The sequence below is a fragment of the Streptomyces venezuelae ATCC 10712 genome (assembly GCF_008639165.1).
Classification (GTDB): Bacteria; Actinomycetota; Actinomycetes; order Streptomycetales; family Streptomycetaceae; genus Streptomyces; species Streptomyces venezuelae.
Genome location: NZ_CP029197.1, coordinates 2,995,799 through 3,012,969, shown reverse-complemented (window position 1 = coordinate 3,012,969; position 17,171 = coordinate 2,995,799). Strand labels below are relative to the sequence as shown.

Annotated in this window: 12 protein-coding genes; 7 read left to right on the top strand and 5 right to left on the bottom strand. The window is 71.2% G+C overall.

Features of this window, described 5'->3' with window-relative positions:
• The first annotated feature begins 117 nt into the window (after window positions 1-117).
• From DEJ43_RS13690 to DEJ43_RS13680, 3 genes are all read left to right on the top strand, one after another.
• Window positions 118-927: a ComF family protein gene (locus DEJ43_RS13690; protein WP_041662453.1), complete on the top strand. Its 810-nt coding sequence runs from the start codon at window positions 118-120 to the stop codon at window positions 925-927.
• A 292-nt stretch (window positions 928-1,219) separates the two neighbouring features.
• The gene (gene hpf, locus DEJ43_RS13685) at window positions 1,220-1,900 is read left to right on the top strand and encodes a ribosome hibernation-promoting factor, HPF/YfiA family (protein WP_041662452.1); all 681 of its coding nucleotides are present in this window, start codon (window positions 1,220-1,222) and stop codon (window positions 1,898-1,900) included.
• A gap of 207 nt (window positions 1,901-2,107) precedes the next feature.
• Window positions 2,108-2,860 (top strand): response regulator, encoded by a 753-nt coding sequence (locus DEJ43_RS13680; RefSeq protein WP_015033955.1) that lies wholly within the window; start codon window positions 2,108-2,110, stop codon window positions 2,858-2,860.
• A 22-nt stretch (window positions 2,861-2,882) separates the two neighbouring features.
• Here DEJ43_RS13680 and DEJ43_RS13675 read toward each other — a convergent pair whose 3' ends face one another.
• Window positions 2,883-4,046, bottom strand: a complete 1,164-nt coding sequence (locus DEJ43_RS13675) for a winged helix-turn-helix domain-containing protein (RefSeq protein WP_041662450.1) — start codon at window positions 4,044-4,046, stop codon at window positions 2,883-2,885.
• Window positions 4,047-4,076: 30 nt separating this feature from the next.
• On the bottom strand, window positions 4,077-4,652 hold the full coding sequence (locus DEJ43_RS13670) for a GNAT family N-acetyltransferase (RefSeq protein WP_041662449.1): 576 nt from the start codon (window positions 4,650-4,652) through the stop codon (window positions 4,077-4,079).
• 239 nt (window positions 4,653-4,891) lie between these two features.
• On the opposite strand from DEJ43_RS13670, the gene secA reads away from it, so the two are divergent.
• Complete coding sequence (gene secA, locus DEJ43_RS13665) at window positions 4,892-7,702, top strand: preprotein translocase subunit SecA (RefSeq protein ID WP_015033952.1); 2,811 nt, start codon at window positions 4,892-4,894, stop codon at window positions 7,700-7,702.
• A 59-nt stretch (window positions 7,703-7,761) separates the two neighbouring features.
• Here the strand turns inward: secA and DEJ43_RS38685 are convergent, their stop codons facing one another.
• Window positions 7,762-8,292 (bottom strand): Rv3235 family protein, encoded by a 531-nt coding sequence (locus tag DEJ43_RS38685; protein WP_219995822.1) that lies wholly within the window; start codon window positions 8,290-8,292, stop codon window positions 7,762-7,764.
• 276 nt (window positions 8,293-8,568) lie between these two features.
• Between DEJ43_RS38685 and DEJ43_RS13650 the strand changes: the two genes are divergently transcribed.
• Both DEJ43_RS13650 and DEJ43_RS13645 read left to right on the top strand, forming a co-directional pair.
• Window positions 8,569-9,075, top strand: coding sequence for a DUF6912 family protein (locus tag DEJ43_RS13650; protein WP_015033950.1), 507 nt, complete (start codon window positions 8,569-8,571; stop codon window positions 9,073-9,075).
• Between the two features lie 57 nt (window positions 9,076-9,132).
• Complete coding sequence (locus DEJ43_RS13645; RefSeq protein WP_015033949.1) at window positions 9,133-9,801, top strand: HAD family hydrolase; 669 nt, start codon at window positions 9,133-9,135, stop codon at window positions 9,799-9,801.
• A gap of 162 nt (window positions 9,802-9,963) precedes the next feature.
• On the opposite strand, the gene DEJ43_RS13640 is transcribed toward DEJ43_RS13645, so the two are convergent.
• Complete coding sequence (locus DEJ43_RS13640; RefSeq protein WP_015033948.1) at window positions 9,964-10,518, bottom strand: DJ-1/PfpI family protein; 555 nt, start codon at window positions 10,516-10,518, stop codon at window positions 9,964-9,966.
• 431 nt (window positions 10,519-10,949) lie between these two features.
• Between DEJ43_RS13640 and DEJ43_RS13635 the strand changes: the two genes are divergently transcribed.
• Window positions 10,950-15,917, top strand: coding sequence for an NAD-glutamate dehydrogenase (locus tag DEJ43_RS13635; protein ID WP_015033947.1), 4,968 nt, complete (start codon window positions 10,950-10,952; stop codon window positions 15,915-15,917).
• A gap of 102 nt (window positions 15,918-16,019) precedes the next feature.
• Here the strand turns inward: DEJ43_RS13635 and DEJ43_RS13630 are convergent, their stop codons facing one another.
• Window positions 16,020-17,162, bottom strand: coding sequence for an FHA domain-containing protein (locus DEJ43_RS13630; protein ID WP_015033946.1), 1,143 nt, complete (start codon window positions 17,160-17,162; stop codon window positions 16,020-16,022).
• Window positions 17,163-17,171 lie beyond the last annotated feature (9 nt).

The following is a 17,171-nucleotide window of genomic DNA, read 5'->3' as shown; positions in this document are numbered from 1 at the left end:
CGGCGCGGCATGCCGGCGTCGTGCGGCCGCGGGGCGGCACCTGACGTACTTCCGGGGCGTTCCCGGAGGTTTTCCACAGGGGTTGGCCGGGGGGCCTGGAAGACGCACAGTGGAGCCATGCGGGGGTGGTGGCGGGAGATCGCCGGGCTGGTGCTGCCGGTCGCCTGCGGGGGCTGCGGCAGGCCGCGCACCGAGCTGTGCCCGTCGTGCGCGGCCGCGTTGACCGGGGCCGGGGAGGGGCCGCGCCGGGTCCGTCCCTCGCCCGAGCCCGCCGGGCTGCCGGTGGTCCACGCCGTCGCACCGTACGCCGATGCCGTACGGGCGCTGCTCCTCGCCCACAAGGAGCGCGGGGCGCTCGCCCTCGCCCGGCCGCTGGGCCGCGCGCTCGCCGCGGCCGTGGAGGCCGCTGCCGGGGGCACCGAGGGCCCCGCGGCGGCGCCGCTTCTCCTGGTACCGGTGCCGTCCTCGCGGCGCTCCGTGCGGGCGCGTGGCCACGATCCGACGCGGCGCATCGCCCTGGCGGCGGCGGCCCGGCTGCGGGGCGCGGGGCGGCCGGCCCGGGTCGTGCCCGTGCTGCGGCAGCGGCGGTACGTGGCGGACCAGGCGGGTCTGGGGGCGCGGGGGCGGCTCGCGAACCTCGCGGGGGCGCTGGAGGTCGTGCCCGGCGGGGGGCGGCTGCTCGGGCCCGGAAAGGTGGTCCTCGTGGACGACCTGATGACCACGGGCGCGTCGCTCGCGGAGGCGGCGCGCGCTCTCGGGGCCGTACACCGTCCGGTCATTCCTGGAATACCGCACGGCTTGCCGGACCGTCCCGCGCAGCATGGATTCGAACAGCGGCAGGCGGCTGTGATCGCATCCTCTCCCGCCTCGTTCGAAATAAACCGGAACTCGTCAGGAACTTGGATCGTTGCAGGTGGTGAGAGGTGAAAGCACCCGGATGGAGGTATGTCGCGGTAGCGGGTGCCGACACCCGTCCGAAGGGGCTATGTTCGGTTGTGAGGAATGGGAAAACCATCGCCTCGCCGAATACAGGTTGCGCCTACAGGACAGGAGTTCAGGGCGAATTAACCTCTTGTCGATGGGGTGGGGATCTTGTCGACTGGGGAGGAGGAGGTGAAGTCGCCAAGTCCGAGCTCCGGTAATCCACCGGAGTCTGGTGCAAAGGGAGATGCCCGGCGGCCAAGGAGCCGACCAGGGCGATCCGGGAACGGAGTTCTGCGTGGACATCGTCGTCAAGGGCCGCAAGACCGAGGTGCCCGAGCGGTTCCGCAAGCACGTGGCCGAGAAGCTGAAGCTGGAGAAGATCCAGAAGCTCGACGGCAAGGTGATCAGCCTCGACGTCGAGGTGTCCAAGGAACACAACCCGCGGCAGGCCGACAGGTCGGACCGTGTGGAGATCACCCTCCACTCCCGAGGCCCGGTGATCCGGGCCGAAGCCGCGGCGGCCGACCCGTACGCAGCGCTCGACCTCGCCAGCGACAAGCTGGAGGCCCGACTGCGCAAGCAGCACGACAAGCGGTACACCCGCCGTGGGAACGGCAGGCTTTCGGCGGCGGAGGTCGGGGACGTCGTGCCCGGCGCCGCCCAGCTCAACGGAGACGGCCAGCTCGTCGCCGACGAGTCCGACAAGGTGCCCACCACGATGATGGGCTCGATCGAAGTCCAGGGCGAAGGCCCGCTGGTGGTCCGCGAGAAGACCCACCGGGCCGCACCGATGACGCTCGACCAGGCGCTCTACGAGATGGAGCTGGTCGGGCACGACTTCTACCTCTTCGTCGACTCCGACACGAAGCAGCCCAGCGTCGTCTACCGGCGTCACGCCTACGACTACGGCGTCATCCATCTGGAGAGCGACCCGCTGGCCGAGGGCGGCGGCGCCGGAGGTGCGCTCGGCGGCTGACGGCCGCTTCAGCGCCCACCCTCCCCTCGCCCCTCACGGTGCCCCTGGAGCGCCTCTGGCGCCCCCCAGGGGCACCCTCGTGCGCCTGCGGATCGCGCCGTTGCCGCCTGGGCATGAAATCATGACGTGCACGCCAACCGGTGCTCCCTGAGTAGCGGTTGGAGGACCGGAAACGAATTCAGGCCACGGCCTTCAGGGGGAGGAACGATGGCGGACAGCTTCGGGCCGGTGCTCAGCGGGCGCGAGCACGGTAGCGCGGTCCCGGAGGGATCGGATTCGGACAGCGACGCATGCCGCAAGGAGCCGATCCGGGTGCTCGTCGTGGACGACCACGCCCTCTTCCGCCGGGGACTCGAGATCGTCCTCGCGCAGGAGGAGGACATCCAGGTCGTCGGCGAGGCGGGTGACGGGGCCGAGGCCGTCGACAAGGCCGCCGACCTGCTCCCGGACATCGTCCTGATGGACGTACGGATGCCCCGGCGCGGCGGCATCGAGGCCTGCACCTCCATCAAGGAGGTGGCCCCCAGCGCGAAGATCATCATGCTGACCATCAGCGACGAGGAGGCCGACCTCTACGACGCCATCAAGGCGGGCGCCACCGGCTACCTCCTCAAGGAGATCTCCACCGACGAGGTCGCCACCGCCATCCGCGCGGTCGCCGACGGGCAGTCGCAGATCAGCCCCTCGATGGCGTCGAAGCTCCTCACCGAGTTCAAGTCGATGATCCAGCGCACGGACGAGCGCCGGCTGGTGCCCGCGCCCCGGCTGACCGACCGCGAGCTGGAGGTCCTCAAGCTCGTGGCGACCGGGATGAACAACCGGGACATCGCCAAGGAGCTGTTCATCTCCGAGAACACGGTGAAGAACCACGTCCGGAACATCCTGGAGAAGCTCCAGCTGCACTCCCGGATGGAGGCCGTGGTCTACGCGATGCGGGAGAAGATCCTGGAGATCCGCTAGCGGCCGGAGCCGGGCGGCGGAGTCAGCCGAGGGCCGTCACCAGGGGCTTCGTCAGCTCCGGGGCGTCCACCCGCTCCACCCGCACCGCGTCGCAGCCGACCCACTCGGCCGCCTCGCGCAGCGCCCGCGCCACCGCGGGCACGGCCTTCGGGCCGTCCAGCGTCACCTGGCGGGCGACGAGCGTCCCGCCCTCCCGCGCCGGGTCCACCCGGCCCACCAGACGGCCCCCGGCCAGCACCGGCATCGCGAAGTAGCCGTGGATCCGCTTCTGCTTCGGCACGTACGCCTCCAGGCGGTGCGTGAAGCCGAAGATCCGCTCCGTGCGTGCCCGCTCCCAGATCAGCGAGTCGAACGGCGACAGCAGTGTCGTACGGTGCCGGCCCCTCGGCTCCGAGGCCAGCGCCGCCGGGTCGGCCCAGGCCGGCTTCCCCCAGCCCGCCACCGTCACCGGTACGAGCCCCGCCGCCTCGACCACCGCGTCGAACTGCTCGCCCTTGAGCCGGTGGTAGTCGGCGATGTCCGCGCGCGTGCCCACGCCCAGCGCCTCGCCCGCCTGCCGGACGAGCCGGCGCACGCACTCGGCGTCGTCCAGGTCGTCGTGGAGCAGGTCCTGCGGGATCGCCCGCTCCGCCAGGTCGTACACCCGCTTCCAGCCGCGCCGCTCGACGACGACCACCTCGCCGTACATCAGGGCACGCTCGACGGCGATCTTGGAGTCCGACCAGTCCCACCACTCGCCCTTGTTCTTCGCGCCGCCCAGTTCGGTCGCCGTCCGCGGCCCCTCGGCCCGCAGCTGGTCGATCACCTTGTCGTACGCCCCCGCGGACAGCTCGTGGCCCCAGTGCGGACGGTTGCGGTAGGCGCGCCTGCGGAAGGCGAAGTGCGGCCACTCCTCGACGGGCAGCACGCAGGCCGCGTGCGACCAGTACTCGAAGGCGTGGGAGCCGGTCCAGTAGGCCTCCTCGACCGTCGTACGGCCGACGGCGCCCAGCCGTGCGTACGGAATGAGCTCGTGCGAGCGGGCGAGCACGGAGATCGTGTCCAGCTGGACCTGGCCGAGCCCGCGCAGCACCCCGCGCACCCCGGCGCGGCGGTCGGGCGCACCCAGGAAGCCCTGGGCGCGCAGGGCGATCCGGCGGGCTTCGTCGGCGGACAGTTCGGCGGCGGGGCGCGGCGCAGTCGTCATGGACCGCACCCTAGGCCCCGGCACTGACACTCAGGCCTCCCGGACGGGGAGGTACGGCAGGGGGCTGGGAAGGCCGAAGTCGGAGGGGAGCAGCGCGCCGGTCCAGGCGTCCCGGAGCGTGCCCTTGTTGGTGAGGCCGGCGCGCTGGGCGCCCTCCAGGACGAAGCCGACGCGCTCGGCCACGGCGCGCGAGCCGGCGTTGCCGATCTCGGCGCGCCACAGCAGGCGGGTGCAGCCGAGGCCGGTGAAGGCCCAGTGGGCGACGGCCCGGACGGTCTCCGTCATGTAGCCGCTGCCGCGGTGCTCGCCGGCCAGCCAGTAGCCGACCTCCCAGACGCCCATGCCGCGGCTGCTCAGGCTGACGGCGGCGAGCAGCGGGCCGCCGGCCAGCGGTTCGACGGCGAAGGCGTACTCGGTGTCGTCGCGCCAGCCGTCGGGCACGAGCCGGTTCAGGAAGAACTCGGCGTCCTGGCGGGTATAGGGGTCGGGGACGACGGACCAGCGCCGGATGGCCGGGTCCTGACAGATGGCGTACACCACGTCGGCGTCCTCGGGGACGAAGGTCCGCAGCCGCAGTCGGTCGGTGGTGAGGGTGATCGGCTCCATGCGTGGATTGTGGTGAGCGGCCGGAGCGGAAGCGAACACTTTTCGGGTGGGGCGGCACCTTCCGCCCACCTCGTGCGTTCTCTTTCCGGGCGGGCGTACGGCTCCGGCACTGTGGGCCTCCCTTCGCGAGGGCGGTCTCGCTTACGATGGCCGTTGCGGTGGGGACCACCTGCCGTGCCCGCGCTCGCGTCCATGACAAGACCCAGTGCCAGGCCCGACCGGCAAGGAGACCAGCCTCAGTGTCCGTCTTCAACAAGCTCATGCGTGCAGGCGAAGGAAAGATCCTGCGCAAACTGCACCGCATCGCGGACCAGGTCAACTCCATCGAAGAGGACTTCGTCAACCTCTCCGACGCCGAGTTGCGGGCGCTCACCGATGAGTACAAGCAGCGGTACGCCGACGGCGAGAGCCTCGACGACCTGATGCCGGAGGCCTTCGCGACGGTGCGCGAGGCCGCCAAGCGTGTCCTCGGTCAGCGCCACTACGACGTCCAGATCATGGGTGGTGCCGCGCTCCACCTCGGCTACGTCGCCGAGATGAAGACCGGTGAGGGCAAGACCCTCGTCGGCACCCTCCCGGCGTACCTCAACGCGCTCTCCGGCAAGGGCGTGCACCTGATCACGGTCAACGACTACCTGGCCGAGCGCGACTCCGAGCTCATGGGCCGGGTGCACCGCTTCCTGGGCCTGTCGATCGGCTGCATCCTCGCCAACATGACGCCGGCCCAGCGCCGCGAGCAGTACAACTGCGACATCACCTACGGCACGAACAACGAGTTCGGCTTCGACTACCTGCGCGACAACATGGCGTGGTCCAAGGACGAGCTCGTCCAGCGCGGCCACAACTTCGCCTGTGTCGACGAGGTCGACTCCATCCTCGTCGACGAGGCCCGTACGCCGCTGATCATCTCCGGCCCGGCCGACCAGGCGACGAAGTGGTACGGCGACTTCGCCAAGCTCGTCACCCGCCTCACCAAGGGCGAGCCCGGCAACCAGCTCAAGGGCATCGAGGAGACCGGCGACTACGAGGTCGACGAGAAGAAGCGCACCGTCGCCATCCACGAGGCCGGTGTCGCCAAGGTCGAGGACTGGCTCGGCATCGACAACCTCTACGAGTCGGTCAACACCCCTCTCGTCGGCTACCTGAACAACGCCATCAAGGCGAAGGAGCTGTTCAAGAAGGACAAGGACTACGTCGTCATGGACGGCGAAGTCATGATCGTCGACGAGCACACCGGCCGTATCCTCGCCGGCCGCCGCTACAACGAGGGCATGCACCAGGCGATCGAGGCGAAGGAAGGGGTGGCGATCAAGGACGAGAACCAGACCCTCGCCACCATCACCCTGCAGAACTTCTTCCGCCTGTACTCGAAGCTCTCCGGCATGACCGGTACGGCCATGACCGAGGCGGCCGAGTTCCACCAGATCTACAAGCTCGGCGTCGTCCCGATCCCGACGAACAGGCCGATGATCCGCAAGGACCAGTCCGACCTGATCTACCGGACCGAGGTCGCCAAGTTCGCCGCCGTCGTCGACGACATCGCGGAGAAGCACGAGAAGGGTCAGCCGATCCTGGTCGGCACGACCTCCGTCGAGAAGTCCGAGTACCTCTCGCAGCAGCTCTCCAAGCGCGGCGTCCAGCACGAGGTGCTCAACGCCAAGCACCACGAGCGCGAGGCCAGCATCGTCGCCCAGGCCGGCCGCCGCGGCGCCGTCACCGTCGCCACGAACATGGCCGGCCGAGGCACCGACATCAAGCTCGGCGGCAACCCGGACGACCTCGCCGAGGCCGAGCTGCGCCAGGCGGGCCTGGACCCGGTCGAGCACGTCGAGGAGTGGGCCGCCGCCCTCCCCGCCGCCCTGGAGCGCGCCGAGAAGGCCGTGAAGGCGGAGTTCGAGGAGGTCAAGGAGCTCGGCGGGCTGTACGTGCTCGGTACCGAGCGCCACGAGTCGCGCCGTATCGACAACCAGCTCCGCGGTCGTTCCGGCCGTCAGGGCGACCCCGGCGAGTCCCGTTTCTACCTGTCGCTCGGCGACGACCTGATGCGTCTGTTCAAGGCGCAGATGGTCGAGCGCGTGATGGCCATGGCCAACGTGCCGGACGACGTGCCGATCGAGAACAAGATGGTGACCCGCGCCATCGCCTCCGCCCAGTCCCAGGTCGAGACCCAGAACTTCGAGACGCGCAAGAACGTCCTGAAGTACGACGAGGTCCTCAACCGGCAGCGCGAGGTCATCTACGGCGAGCGCCGCCGCGTCCTGGAGGGCGAGGACCTGCACGAGCAGATCCGGCACTTCATGGACGACACGATCGACGACTACATCCGCCAGGAGACCGCCGAGGGCTTCGCGGAGGAGTGGGACCTCGACCGTCTGTGGAACGCCTTCAAGCAGCTCTACCCGGTGAAGGTCACCGTGGAGGAGCTGGAGGACGCGGCCGGGGACCGGGCGGGCATCACCGCCGAGTTCATCGCCGAGTCCATCAAGGACGACATCCACGAGCAGTACGACGCGCGGGAGAAGCAGCTCGGCTCCGACATCATGCGTGAGCTGGAGCGCCGCGTGGTCCTGTCCGTCCTGGACCGCAAGTGGCGCGAGCACCTCTACGAGATGGACTACCTCCAGGAGGGCATCGGCCTGCGCGCGATGGCGCAGAAGGACCCGCTGGTCGAGTACCAGCGCGAGGGCTTCGACATGTTCACCGCCATGATGGAGGGCATCAAGGAGGAGTCCGTCGGCTACCTGTTCAACCTGGAGGTCCAGGTCGAGCAGCAGGTCGAGGAGGTCCCGGTGCAGGCGAGCGGTCCTTCGCTCGACAAGCAGGACGCCGTTCCGGCCGCCGCCGGGCGTCCGGAGATCCGCGCCAAGGGGCTCGACGCCCCGCAGCGCCCGGACCGGCTGCACTTCTCGGCGCCGACCGTGGACGGCGACGGCGGTGTCGTCGAGGGCGACTTCGCCTCCGAGGACGGGGACGCCGGTGACGGCATGACGCGGGCGGAGCGCCGCAAGGCGCAGAAGAACGCGGGTGGCGGGCGCCGCCGCAAGAAGTGACGCCGGCCGTGTGAGCCGAGCGGAGGGGTCGGTCGCCCGAGGGGCGGCCGGCCCCTCCGTCATGCCGGGCGGGCCGCCGTACCGAGGCCGTCGAGTTCCACCGCGGCGCAGCGCCAGCGCTGGTCCCCGCCGCGCTCCAGGCGGAACGCCATCGCCCGTACCCGGGGGCCGGTCGCGATCGTCGCGAAGGCCTCCAGGGCCGACCGGTCCTCGTGCAGCTGGACCGAGCAGCGGCGCAGCACCGGGCGGGGGCCGTGCGAGCGCAGCGGCGTCGCCGGGGCGATCCGGACGAGCTGCTCGTACGCCTCGCCGACCGTGTGGCCGAGCATCCAGTGCACCGGGCGCTCCCCGCTCAGCACGGCGAGGAGGCGCTCGGCGAACACGGTGTGCGGCGGGAGGGCGCGGGGGCGGGTGCGGGGGCCGGGGGTCCTCGGCTCGGGTGCCCGGGGCGCGGGGGTGCGCGGGCGGTGGCCGGCGGGGCCTCGGGGGCCGGTGCCGGTCGGGCCGCCGGGGCGGGTGCCCGCCGGGCCGCCGGGGGCTCGGCGGGGGCGGGGGGTGCCGGCGGTGGTGGTGAGGGTGGTGGTCGGCATGGCGGGCCCCTGTCGTCGCGTGACCGAGTGATACCAGTCGGTAACTTTCCGTTGGGGATCTTGTACGGGTGGGCTCGAAGGGGCCGCAAGGAGTCCACCGCCGCCGCACGGGCCGAAAACGGAATCACCTATCCGGGTGATGCCCGGGAAAATCGGCTCTCGGCGGCCCTGGAACGGGCCTCCCGGGGTGGACGGACGCCGACTCCGGCCGCCCCGCCCCGAAGGGGGACTCCGCACGTATCCTGAGGGCCTCTCCGTCTACGAAAGCGGCCAGCCATGCGCGTGTACGTCCCCCTGACCCTCCCCGGTCTCGCACAGGCGCACAAGGCGGGCGAGCTGGGTCCCGGCCCGCTGACCGCCTACGCCGTCACCCCCGCCCTGCGCGAGTGGTACGTCTCCGACGACATCGAGGAACTGGAGTACGCGGCGCTCAACCGGGCCGCCTCCGCCTCGCTGCGGCTCCTCGCCGGCGACCCCGAGGCGCCCCGGCGCCGGATCGTCGTCGCGGTCGACGTCGCCGACAAGGACGCCACCACGGACCCCGACGGGCCGCTCACCGTGAGCTCCATCGGCGAGGTCCGCGTCGCCGGGCCCGTCCGGCTCGCCAAGGCGGCGGCCGTGCACGCGGACGCGGACGACGCGGAGGCGGACGTGACGGCCGCGGCGGACGCGCTGGGCGCGGCGGACCAGGGCGACGACGACGCGCAGTTCGTCGTGGACGGCGCCGAGGACCACGAGCTGCTGTGGTTCGGCGTGCAGGAGATCCCCGGCCTGCTGGGCTGACGCGGCCGGCCCCGCCCGCGGGTCTTGGCTGTCGGTGGCGCCGGGTACCGTCTTGCCATGGGGAAGCACGACGGCTTGCGCGGCAAGCATCTGGTCTGGGACTGGAACGGCACACTGCTCGACGACATCAGCGCGGTCATCGGGGCGACCAACGCCGCGTTCGCCGAGCTCGGGCTCGAGGCGATCACTCTTGAGCGGTACCGCGAGCTGTACACCGTTCCGGTGCCCAAGTTCTACGAGCGGCTCATGGGGCGGCTGCCGACGGACGCCGAGTGGCTGGTCATGGACGGCGCCTTCCACCGGCACTACTGGGAGCGGGCCGAGGGCTGCGGGCTGACCGCGGGGGCGGCGGAGCTGCTCGCCGCGCGGCAGCGGTCCGGGTTCACGCAGTCGCTGCTGTCCCTCGCGCCGCACGCGGATCTGGTACCGCTGGTGCGGCGGCACGGGATCGCCGAGCGGTTCGTCCGGATGGACGGGCGGGTCGACGCGTCCACGGACGGGAAGTCGGGGCACATGGTGCGGCACCTCGCCGCGCTGGGTGTCGCGGCGGAGCGCGTCGTCGTCATCGGTGACGCGGCGGATGACGCGATCGCGGCCCAGCACGTGGGGGCTCGGGCGGTGCTGTACACCGGGGGGTCGCACAGTCGGGCTTCGCTGGAGCGGGTGGGGGTGCCGGTGGTGGACTCCCTGGAGGAGGCGGTGTCCGTGGCGGAGGAGCTGGTCTAGGGGGCCGCGGGGCCGGGGTCTCGGCGCCGGGTGCGGCCCGGTGGGGGGTTGTGCCCACCCGTTCCGCCCTGCGGAACGATTGCCCACAACCACCCGCCCGGTGGGTGGTCGTGCCCACCCGTTCCGTCCTGCGGAACGTATGCCCACAACCACCCCCCCCGGTCAGCTCTTGGTGCGGAGGAGTTTCAGGAATTCGCGCATCCAGGTGGGGTGGTCCGGCCAGGCCCGGGAGGAGACCAGGAGGCCGTCCACCACCGCCGCGCTGTCCTGGAAGGTCGCGCCGGCCGCCTGCATGTCGAGTTCCAGGGCCGGGTACGCCGTGACCCGGCGGCCCTCCAGGCCGCCGATCGCCGCCGTCAGGAGGGGGCCGTGGCAGATCTGGGCCACCGGCTTGTCGGCGTCGAAGAAGGACTTGAGGATCTTGCGGAGCTCCGGGTCGTTGCGCAGGTACTCCGGCGCCCGGCCGCCCGGGATCACCACCGCCACGTACGCACCCGGGTCGACCTCCGAGAAGGCCAGGTCGGCGGGCCAGGTGTAGCCCGGCTTCTCCGTGTACGTGTCGAAGCCCGGCTCGAAGTCGTGGACGACGAAGCGGAGCTGTTTGCGGGCGGGGGCGGCGATGTCGACCTCGTAACCCTCTTCGAGCAGCCGCTGGTAGGGGTACATCACCTCCAGCGACTCCGCCGCGTCACCGGTCACGATCAGGATCTTCGCCATGGCTCTCCCAGATCACAGATGGTCGGTCTGCCGTGCTGCGCCCATGCTCGCGTACACGCTGCCCGCGGCGGGGCGCTTTGCCAAGAGGACATGTGTCGCTGTCCATAACGTCAAACTTCCACCCCCTCTTTTGTACACATACGGCTCATGACGGTTCGGGGGTCCGGGGCGATAGGCTTTTCCCGTGATCAGCGCGATACGCCGAGGGGGCAGTGAAGCCCCCGGCTGCCGCCCGGTCCGCGACAGCGGCCGGGTCGAAAGTGCGTTCGCCGATCCTCTCCGCCCGGGCTCGCCGCCCTCCGTGGCCGAATCCGACCCGGGCATCTCTCATTCGGGCATAACGTCGTCTTCGACCGGAATCACCGCGTCGAGGCGTTGTGTCCTTTCTTCCACCGACGTCACGCAACGGCGCGCGACAGGAGTCAGAGGACATGCAGACCAAGCTGGACGAAGCAAAGGCCGAGCTGCTCGAAAGGGCCGCTCGCGTAGCTGAGCACAGCCCGGTCGGGGGGCGACTTCCGACGGGCCCGGAGGGTGCCGGGGAGCGCCCGGACCGGGACACCGTGCTCGAGTACCTCCAGCGCTACTACCTGCACACCGCGCCGGAGGACCTCGGCGACCGGGACCCGGTCGACGTGTTCGGCGCCGCGCTCTCTCACTACCGGCTCGCGGAGAACCGTCCGCAGGGCACCGCGAACGTGCGCGTGCACACTCCGACGGTCGAGGAGAACGGCTGGACAAGCAGCCACTCCGTCGTCGAGGTCGTCACCGACGACATGCCGTTCCTGGTGGACTCGGTCACCAACGAGCTCTCACGCCAGGGCCGCGGCATCCACGTCGTGATCCACCCGCAGGTCCTCGTCCGCCGTGACCTCACGGGCAAGCTCATCGAGGTCCTGTCCGCGCAGATCCACGGCGAGCTGCCGCACGACGCGCTCACCGAGTCCTGGATCCACGTCGAGATCGACCGGGAGACCGACCGCGCCGACCTCAAGCAGATCACCGCCGATCTGCTGCGCGTCCTGTCCGACGTCCGCGAGACGGTCGAGGACTGGGAGAAGATGCGCGACGCCGCCCTGCGGATCGCCGAAGGCCTCCCGGACGAGCCCACCGCCTCCGACCTGCGTCCGACCGAGGTGGAGGAGGCCCGCGAGCTGCTGCGCTGGCTCGCCGACGACCACTTCACCTTCCTGGGCTACCGCGAGTACGAGCTGGTCAACGGTGACGCCCTGTCCGCCGTGCCCGGCACGGGACTCGGCATCCTGCGCTCCGACCCGCAGCACTCGGGCGACGACCAGGGCCACCACGCCCACCCAGTCTCGCCCTCGTTCAGCCGGCTGCCCGAGGACGTCCGCGCCAAGGCGCGCGAGCACAAGCTGCTCATCCTCACCAAGGCCAACAGCCGCTCGACCGTGCACCGCCCCTCGTACCTCGACTACGTCGGCGTGAAGAAGTTCGACGCCGACGGCAACGTCATCGGCGAGCGCCGCTTCCTCGGCCTGTTCTCCTCGGCCGCCTACACCGAGTCCGTGCGCCGCGTCCCCGTCGTCAAGCGCAAGGTCCAGGAGGTCCTGGAGGGCGCGGGCTTCTCGCCCAACAGCCACGACGGCCGCGACCTGCTCCAGATCCTGGAGACCTACCCGCGCGACGAGCTGTTCCAGACGCCGGCCGACCAGCTGCAGTCCGTCGTCACCAGCGTCCTCTACCTGCAGGAGCGCCGCCGGCTGCGGCTCTACCTGCGCCAGGACGAGTACGGCCGCTACTACTCGGCCCTCGTCTACCTGCCGCGCGACCGCTACACGACCCGCGTCCGGCTGCGGATCATCGACATCCTGAAGGAGGAGCTCGGCGGCACCAGCGTCGACTTCACCGCCTGGAACACCGAGTCGATCCTGTCCCGGCTGCACTTCGTCGTCCGGGTCGAGCCCGGCACCGAGCTGGCGAAGCTCACCGACGCCGACGTCGACCGCATCGAGGCCCGGCTGGTCGAGGCCGCCCGCTCCTGGTCCGACGGCTTCGGCGAGGCGCTCAACGCCGAGTTCGGCGAGGAGCGCGCCGCCGAGCTGCTCCGCCGCTACGGCAACGCCTTCTCCGAGGGCTACAAGGCCGACCACTCGCCGCGCGCCGCCGTCGCCGACCTCGTCCGCATGGAGGCCCTCGCCGCCAGCGGCAAGGACTTCGCGCTCTCGCTGTACGAGCCGGTCGTCGCGGGCCCCGGCGAGCGCCGCTTCAAGATCTACAAGACCGGTGACCCGATCTCCCTCTCCGCCGTGCTCCCGGTGCTCAACCGGCTCGGCGTCGAGGTGACCGACGAGCGCCCGTACGAGCTGCGCTGCGCCGACCGCACCCACGCCTGGGTCTACGACTTCGGCCTGCGGATGCCCGTCTCCACCGGCAACGGCGGCGACTACCTCGGCGACGACGCCCGCGAGCGCTTCCAGGAGGCCTTCGCCGCCACCTGGACCGGCGAGGCCGAGAACGACAACTTCAACTCGCTCGTCCTCTCCGCCGGGCTCACCTGGCGCGAGGCCATGGTGCTGCGCGCCTACGCGAAGTACCTGCGCCAGGCCGGTTCGACGTTCAGCCAGGACTACATGGAGGACACCCTCCGCAACAACGTCCACACCACCCGGCTGCTCGTGAACCTCTTCGAGGCCCGGATGGCCCCGGAGCGCCAGCGGGCCGGCACCGAGCTGATCGACGCGCTCCTGGAGGAGCTGGACGCCGCCCTCGACCAGGTCGCGAGCCTGGACGAGGACCGCATCCTGCGGTCCTTCCTGACCGTCATCAAGGCCACGCTGCGGACCAACTTCTTCCAGGTCACGGCGGACGGCACGCCGCACTCGTACGTGTCGATGAAGTTCGACCCGCAGGCCATCCCCGACCTGCCCGCGCCCCGCCCGGCCTTCGAGATCTGGGTGTACTCCCCGCGCGTCGAGGGCGTCCACCTGCGCTTCGGCAAGGTCGCCCGAGGCGGCCTGCGCTGGTCCGACCGCCGGGAGGACTTCCGTACCGAGATCCTCGGCCTGGTCAAGGCGCAGATGGTGAAGAACACCGTCATCGTGCCGGTCGGCGCCAAGGGCGGCTTCGTCGCCAAGCAGCTCCCGGACCCGACCGTGGACCGTGACGCCTGGCTGGCCGAGGGCATCGCCTCGTACAAGACGTTCATCTCGGCGCTGCTCGACATCACCGACAACCTGGTCGCGGGCGAGGTCGTGCCGCCGGTCGACGTGGTCCGCCACGACGAGGACGACACCTACCTGGTGGTCGCCGCCGACAAGGGCACCGCGACCTTCTCCGACATCGCCAACGGCGTCGCGGAGTCGTACGGCTTCTGGCTCGGCGACGCCTTCGCCTCCGGCGGCTCCGCCGGTTACGACCACAAGGGCATGGGCATCACCGCCCGCGGCGCCTGGGAGTCCGTCAAGCGGCACTTCCGCGAGCTGGGCCACGACACCCAGACCGAGGACTTCACGGTCGTCGGCGTCGGCGACATGTCCGGCGACGTGTTCGGCAACGGCATGCTGCTCTCCGAGCACATCCGTCTGGTCGCCGCGTTCGACCACCGGCACATCTTCATCGACCCGAACCCGGACGCCGCCGTCTCGTACGCCGAGCGCCGCCGGCTCTTCGACCTGCCCCGCTCGTCCTGGGCCGACTACGACCCCTCGCTGCTCTCCGCGGGCGGTGGCATCCACCCCCGCAGCGCCAAGTCGATCCCGGTCAACGCGCAGGTCAGGGCCGCCCTCGGCATCGAGGACGGGATCACCAAGATGACCCCGGCCGAGCTGATGAAGGCGGTGCTGCAGGCCCCCGTCGACCTGCTGTGGAACGGCGGCATCGGCACGTACGTGAAGTCCTCGGCGGAGTCCGACTCCGACGTCGGCGACAAGGCCAACGACGCCATCCGCGTCGACGGCCAGGACGTCCGCGCCAAGGTCATCGGCGAGGGCGGCAACCTCGGCGCGACCCAGCTGGGCCGCATCGAGTTCGCCCGCTCCGGCGGCCCCGAGGGCCAGGGCGGCAAGGTCAACACCGACGCCATCGACAACAGCGCCGGCGTCGACACCTCCGACCACGAGGTCAACATCAAGATCCTGCTCAACGGGCTCGTCGCCGAGGGCGACATGACCGTCAAGCAGCGCAACAAGATCCTCGCGGAGATGACCGACGAGGTCGGCACGCTCGTCCTGCGCAACAACTACGCGCAGAACACCGCCCTCGCCAACGCCGTCGCCCAGTCGCCGTCCCTCCTCCACGCCCACCAGCGGTTCATGCGCCGCCTGGGCCGCGACGGAGCCCTCGACCGGTCCCTGGAGTTCCTGCCCAACGACCGGCAGATCCGCGAGCTGCTCAACAACGGCCGCGGCCTGAGCCAGCCCGAGCTCGCCGTCCTCCTCGCGTACACCAAGATCACGGTGGCCGACGAGCTCATCGGTACGGAGCTGCCGGACGACCCGTACCTGCGCGGGCTGCTCCACGCCTACTTCCCGACGCTGCTGCGCGAGAAGTTCACCGAGGCCGTCGACAACCACGCCCTGCGCCGCGAGATCATCACCACCGTCCTGGTCAACGACACCGTCAACACCGGTGGCTCGACCTTCCTGCACCGCCTCCGCGAGGAGACCGGCGCGTCGATCGAGGAGATCGTCCGGGCGCAGACCGCGGCCCGGGTCGTCTTCCGCCTCGGCCAGGTCTGGGACGCCGTCGAGGCCCTCGACAACGTGGTGCCCGCCGAGATCCAGACCCGGATGCGGCTGCACTCCCGCCGCCTCGTCGAGCGCGGCACGCGCTGGATGCTCAACAACCGGCCGCAGCCGCTCCAGCTCACCGAGACCATCGAGTTCTTCGCCGAGCGCGTCGAGCAGGTCTGGGCGCAGCTGCCCAACCTGCTGCGCGGCGCGGACCTGGAGTGGTACCAGTCGATCCTGGACGAGCTGACCGGGTTCGGCGTGCCGGAGGAGCTCGCGCTGCGGGTGGCCGGCTTCTCCTCCGCCTTCCCGATCCTCGACGTCGTCGCGATCGCGGACCGGACGGGCAAGGACCCGCTGGCGGTCGCCGAGGTCTACTACGACCTGGCCGACCGGCTGCGGATCACCGACCTGATGGACCGGATCATCGAGCTGCCGCGCAGCGACCGGTGGCAGTCGATGGCCCGCGCCTCGATCCGTGAGGACCTGTTCGCGGCGCACTCGGCGCTCACCGCGGACGTCCTGGCCGCCGGGAACGGCGCGTCGAGCCCCGAGCAGCGGTTCAAGGCCTGGGAGGAGAAGAACGCGGCGATCCTGGGCCGCGCGCGGACGACCCTGGAGGAGATCCAGGGCTCGGACACCTTCGACCTGGCCAACCTGTCGGTGGCCATGCGCACGATGCGCACCCTGCTGCGGAGCCACAGCTAGGCACGCCGGCGGACAGGTGAGCAGGGAAGGGCCCCGCCGGATTCCGGCGGGGCCCTTCCCCGTCCGCGCGGGCCCCGTCGGATTCCGGCCGTGCCCGTGCCCTCAGGCGAAGGTGGTGGGCGCCGCCGCTCCCGGCTCCTGCGGTGGACGGCGGTCGCGCCACTGCTGCGCCAGCTCCGTCGGGAAGCGGCGCCCGCTGCGGGCCAGCACCACGCCCCGTACCAGCTCCAGCTCGTCACCGCCGTGGAAGCCGTGGTCCCGGCCCGGCACCAGCGGCGTCCACGGGTCGGGCCCGGTGCGGCGGGCGGTGGACCGCCGCCGGGTGCCGTAGCTGCTCAGATCCCGTACGTGGATGGTGCCGCCCGCGATCCGCAGCTCCACATGGGTGCGGCTGAGGCCGGCCGTGCGCTCGCGCGGCACGAGTCCGTGCAGGGAGATGCCGCCGGGGCCGGGGGCCCGCCCCACCCGTACCGTCGAGCCGTCCTCCAGGGTGAAGCGGTCCAGCAGCTCCCCGTCGAGCATCAGCTTCAGCTGGGCCGTCGCCGTGCGGGGGCCGTTGTCCACCAGGGGCTGCCGGTGCTGCTCGCAGCGGGGGATGCCCGCGCGCATCCGGGGGAGCAGCGCGAAGCTGCCGCGCTCGGTGTCGTAGAGGGTGCAGCCGGGTTCGGGGCAGCGCCAGTTGCGGCGTACGACCTCCGAGAGCGGTTTGCGGCGCCGGTCGAGGAGGCCCTTCTCCTTCAGGGCCGACTCCTCCAGCTTCCGGGAGATCTCCAGGGCGGAGGCCACGCCCATGTCGCGGGGGTCGAGCACGAGGGTGCCGTCGGGGCGGGGGACGGGCCGGAGGAAGTCGTCGGTGTTGCCCTGGATCCAGGGGTACGCGAGCCGGGCGTCGCGGAAGTAGTCCCCGGAGATCACCGGTATGCCGGTCATCTCGCAGAGTTCCAGGACCCGGCCGTCGGCGTCGCCGAGCTCCTCGACCAGACCGAGCCGCACCCAGCGGCCGAGCCGTTCGGGCTCCGTGGGGTCGGCCCATTCGTGGCGTCCGCCGAGCCGCAGGCTGCGGTCGGAGACGAGGTAGAGCTGGACGTCCGGGTCGCGGGCGAGGGCGGCGGCCGCGTCGGCGACGCGTCCCAGGCGGTGCAGGGAGCGCGCGGGCCGGCCGCCGAGGGTGCGGTCGCGGATCACGTTGGAGAGGTCGACGAGGAACGCGGCCCGCTCGAAGTCGGCGGTGAGGTGCTGCTCCATCGGCGGGGT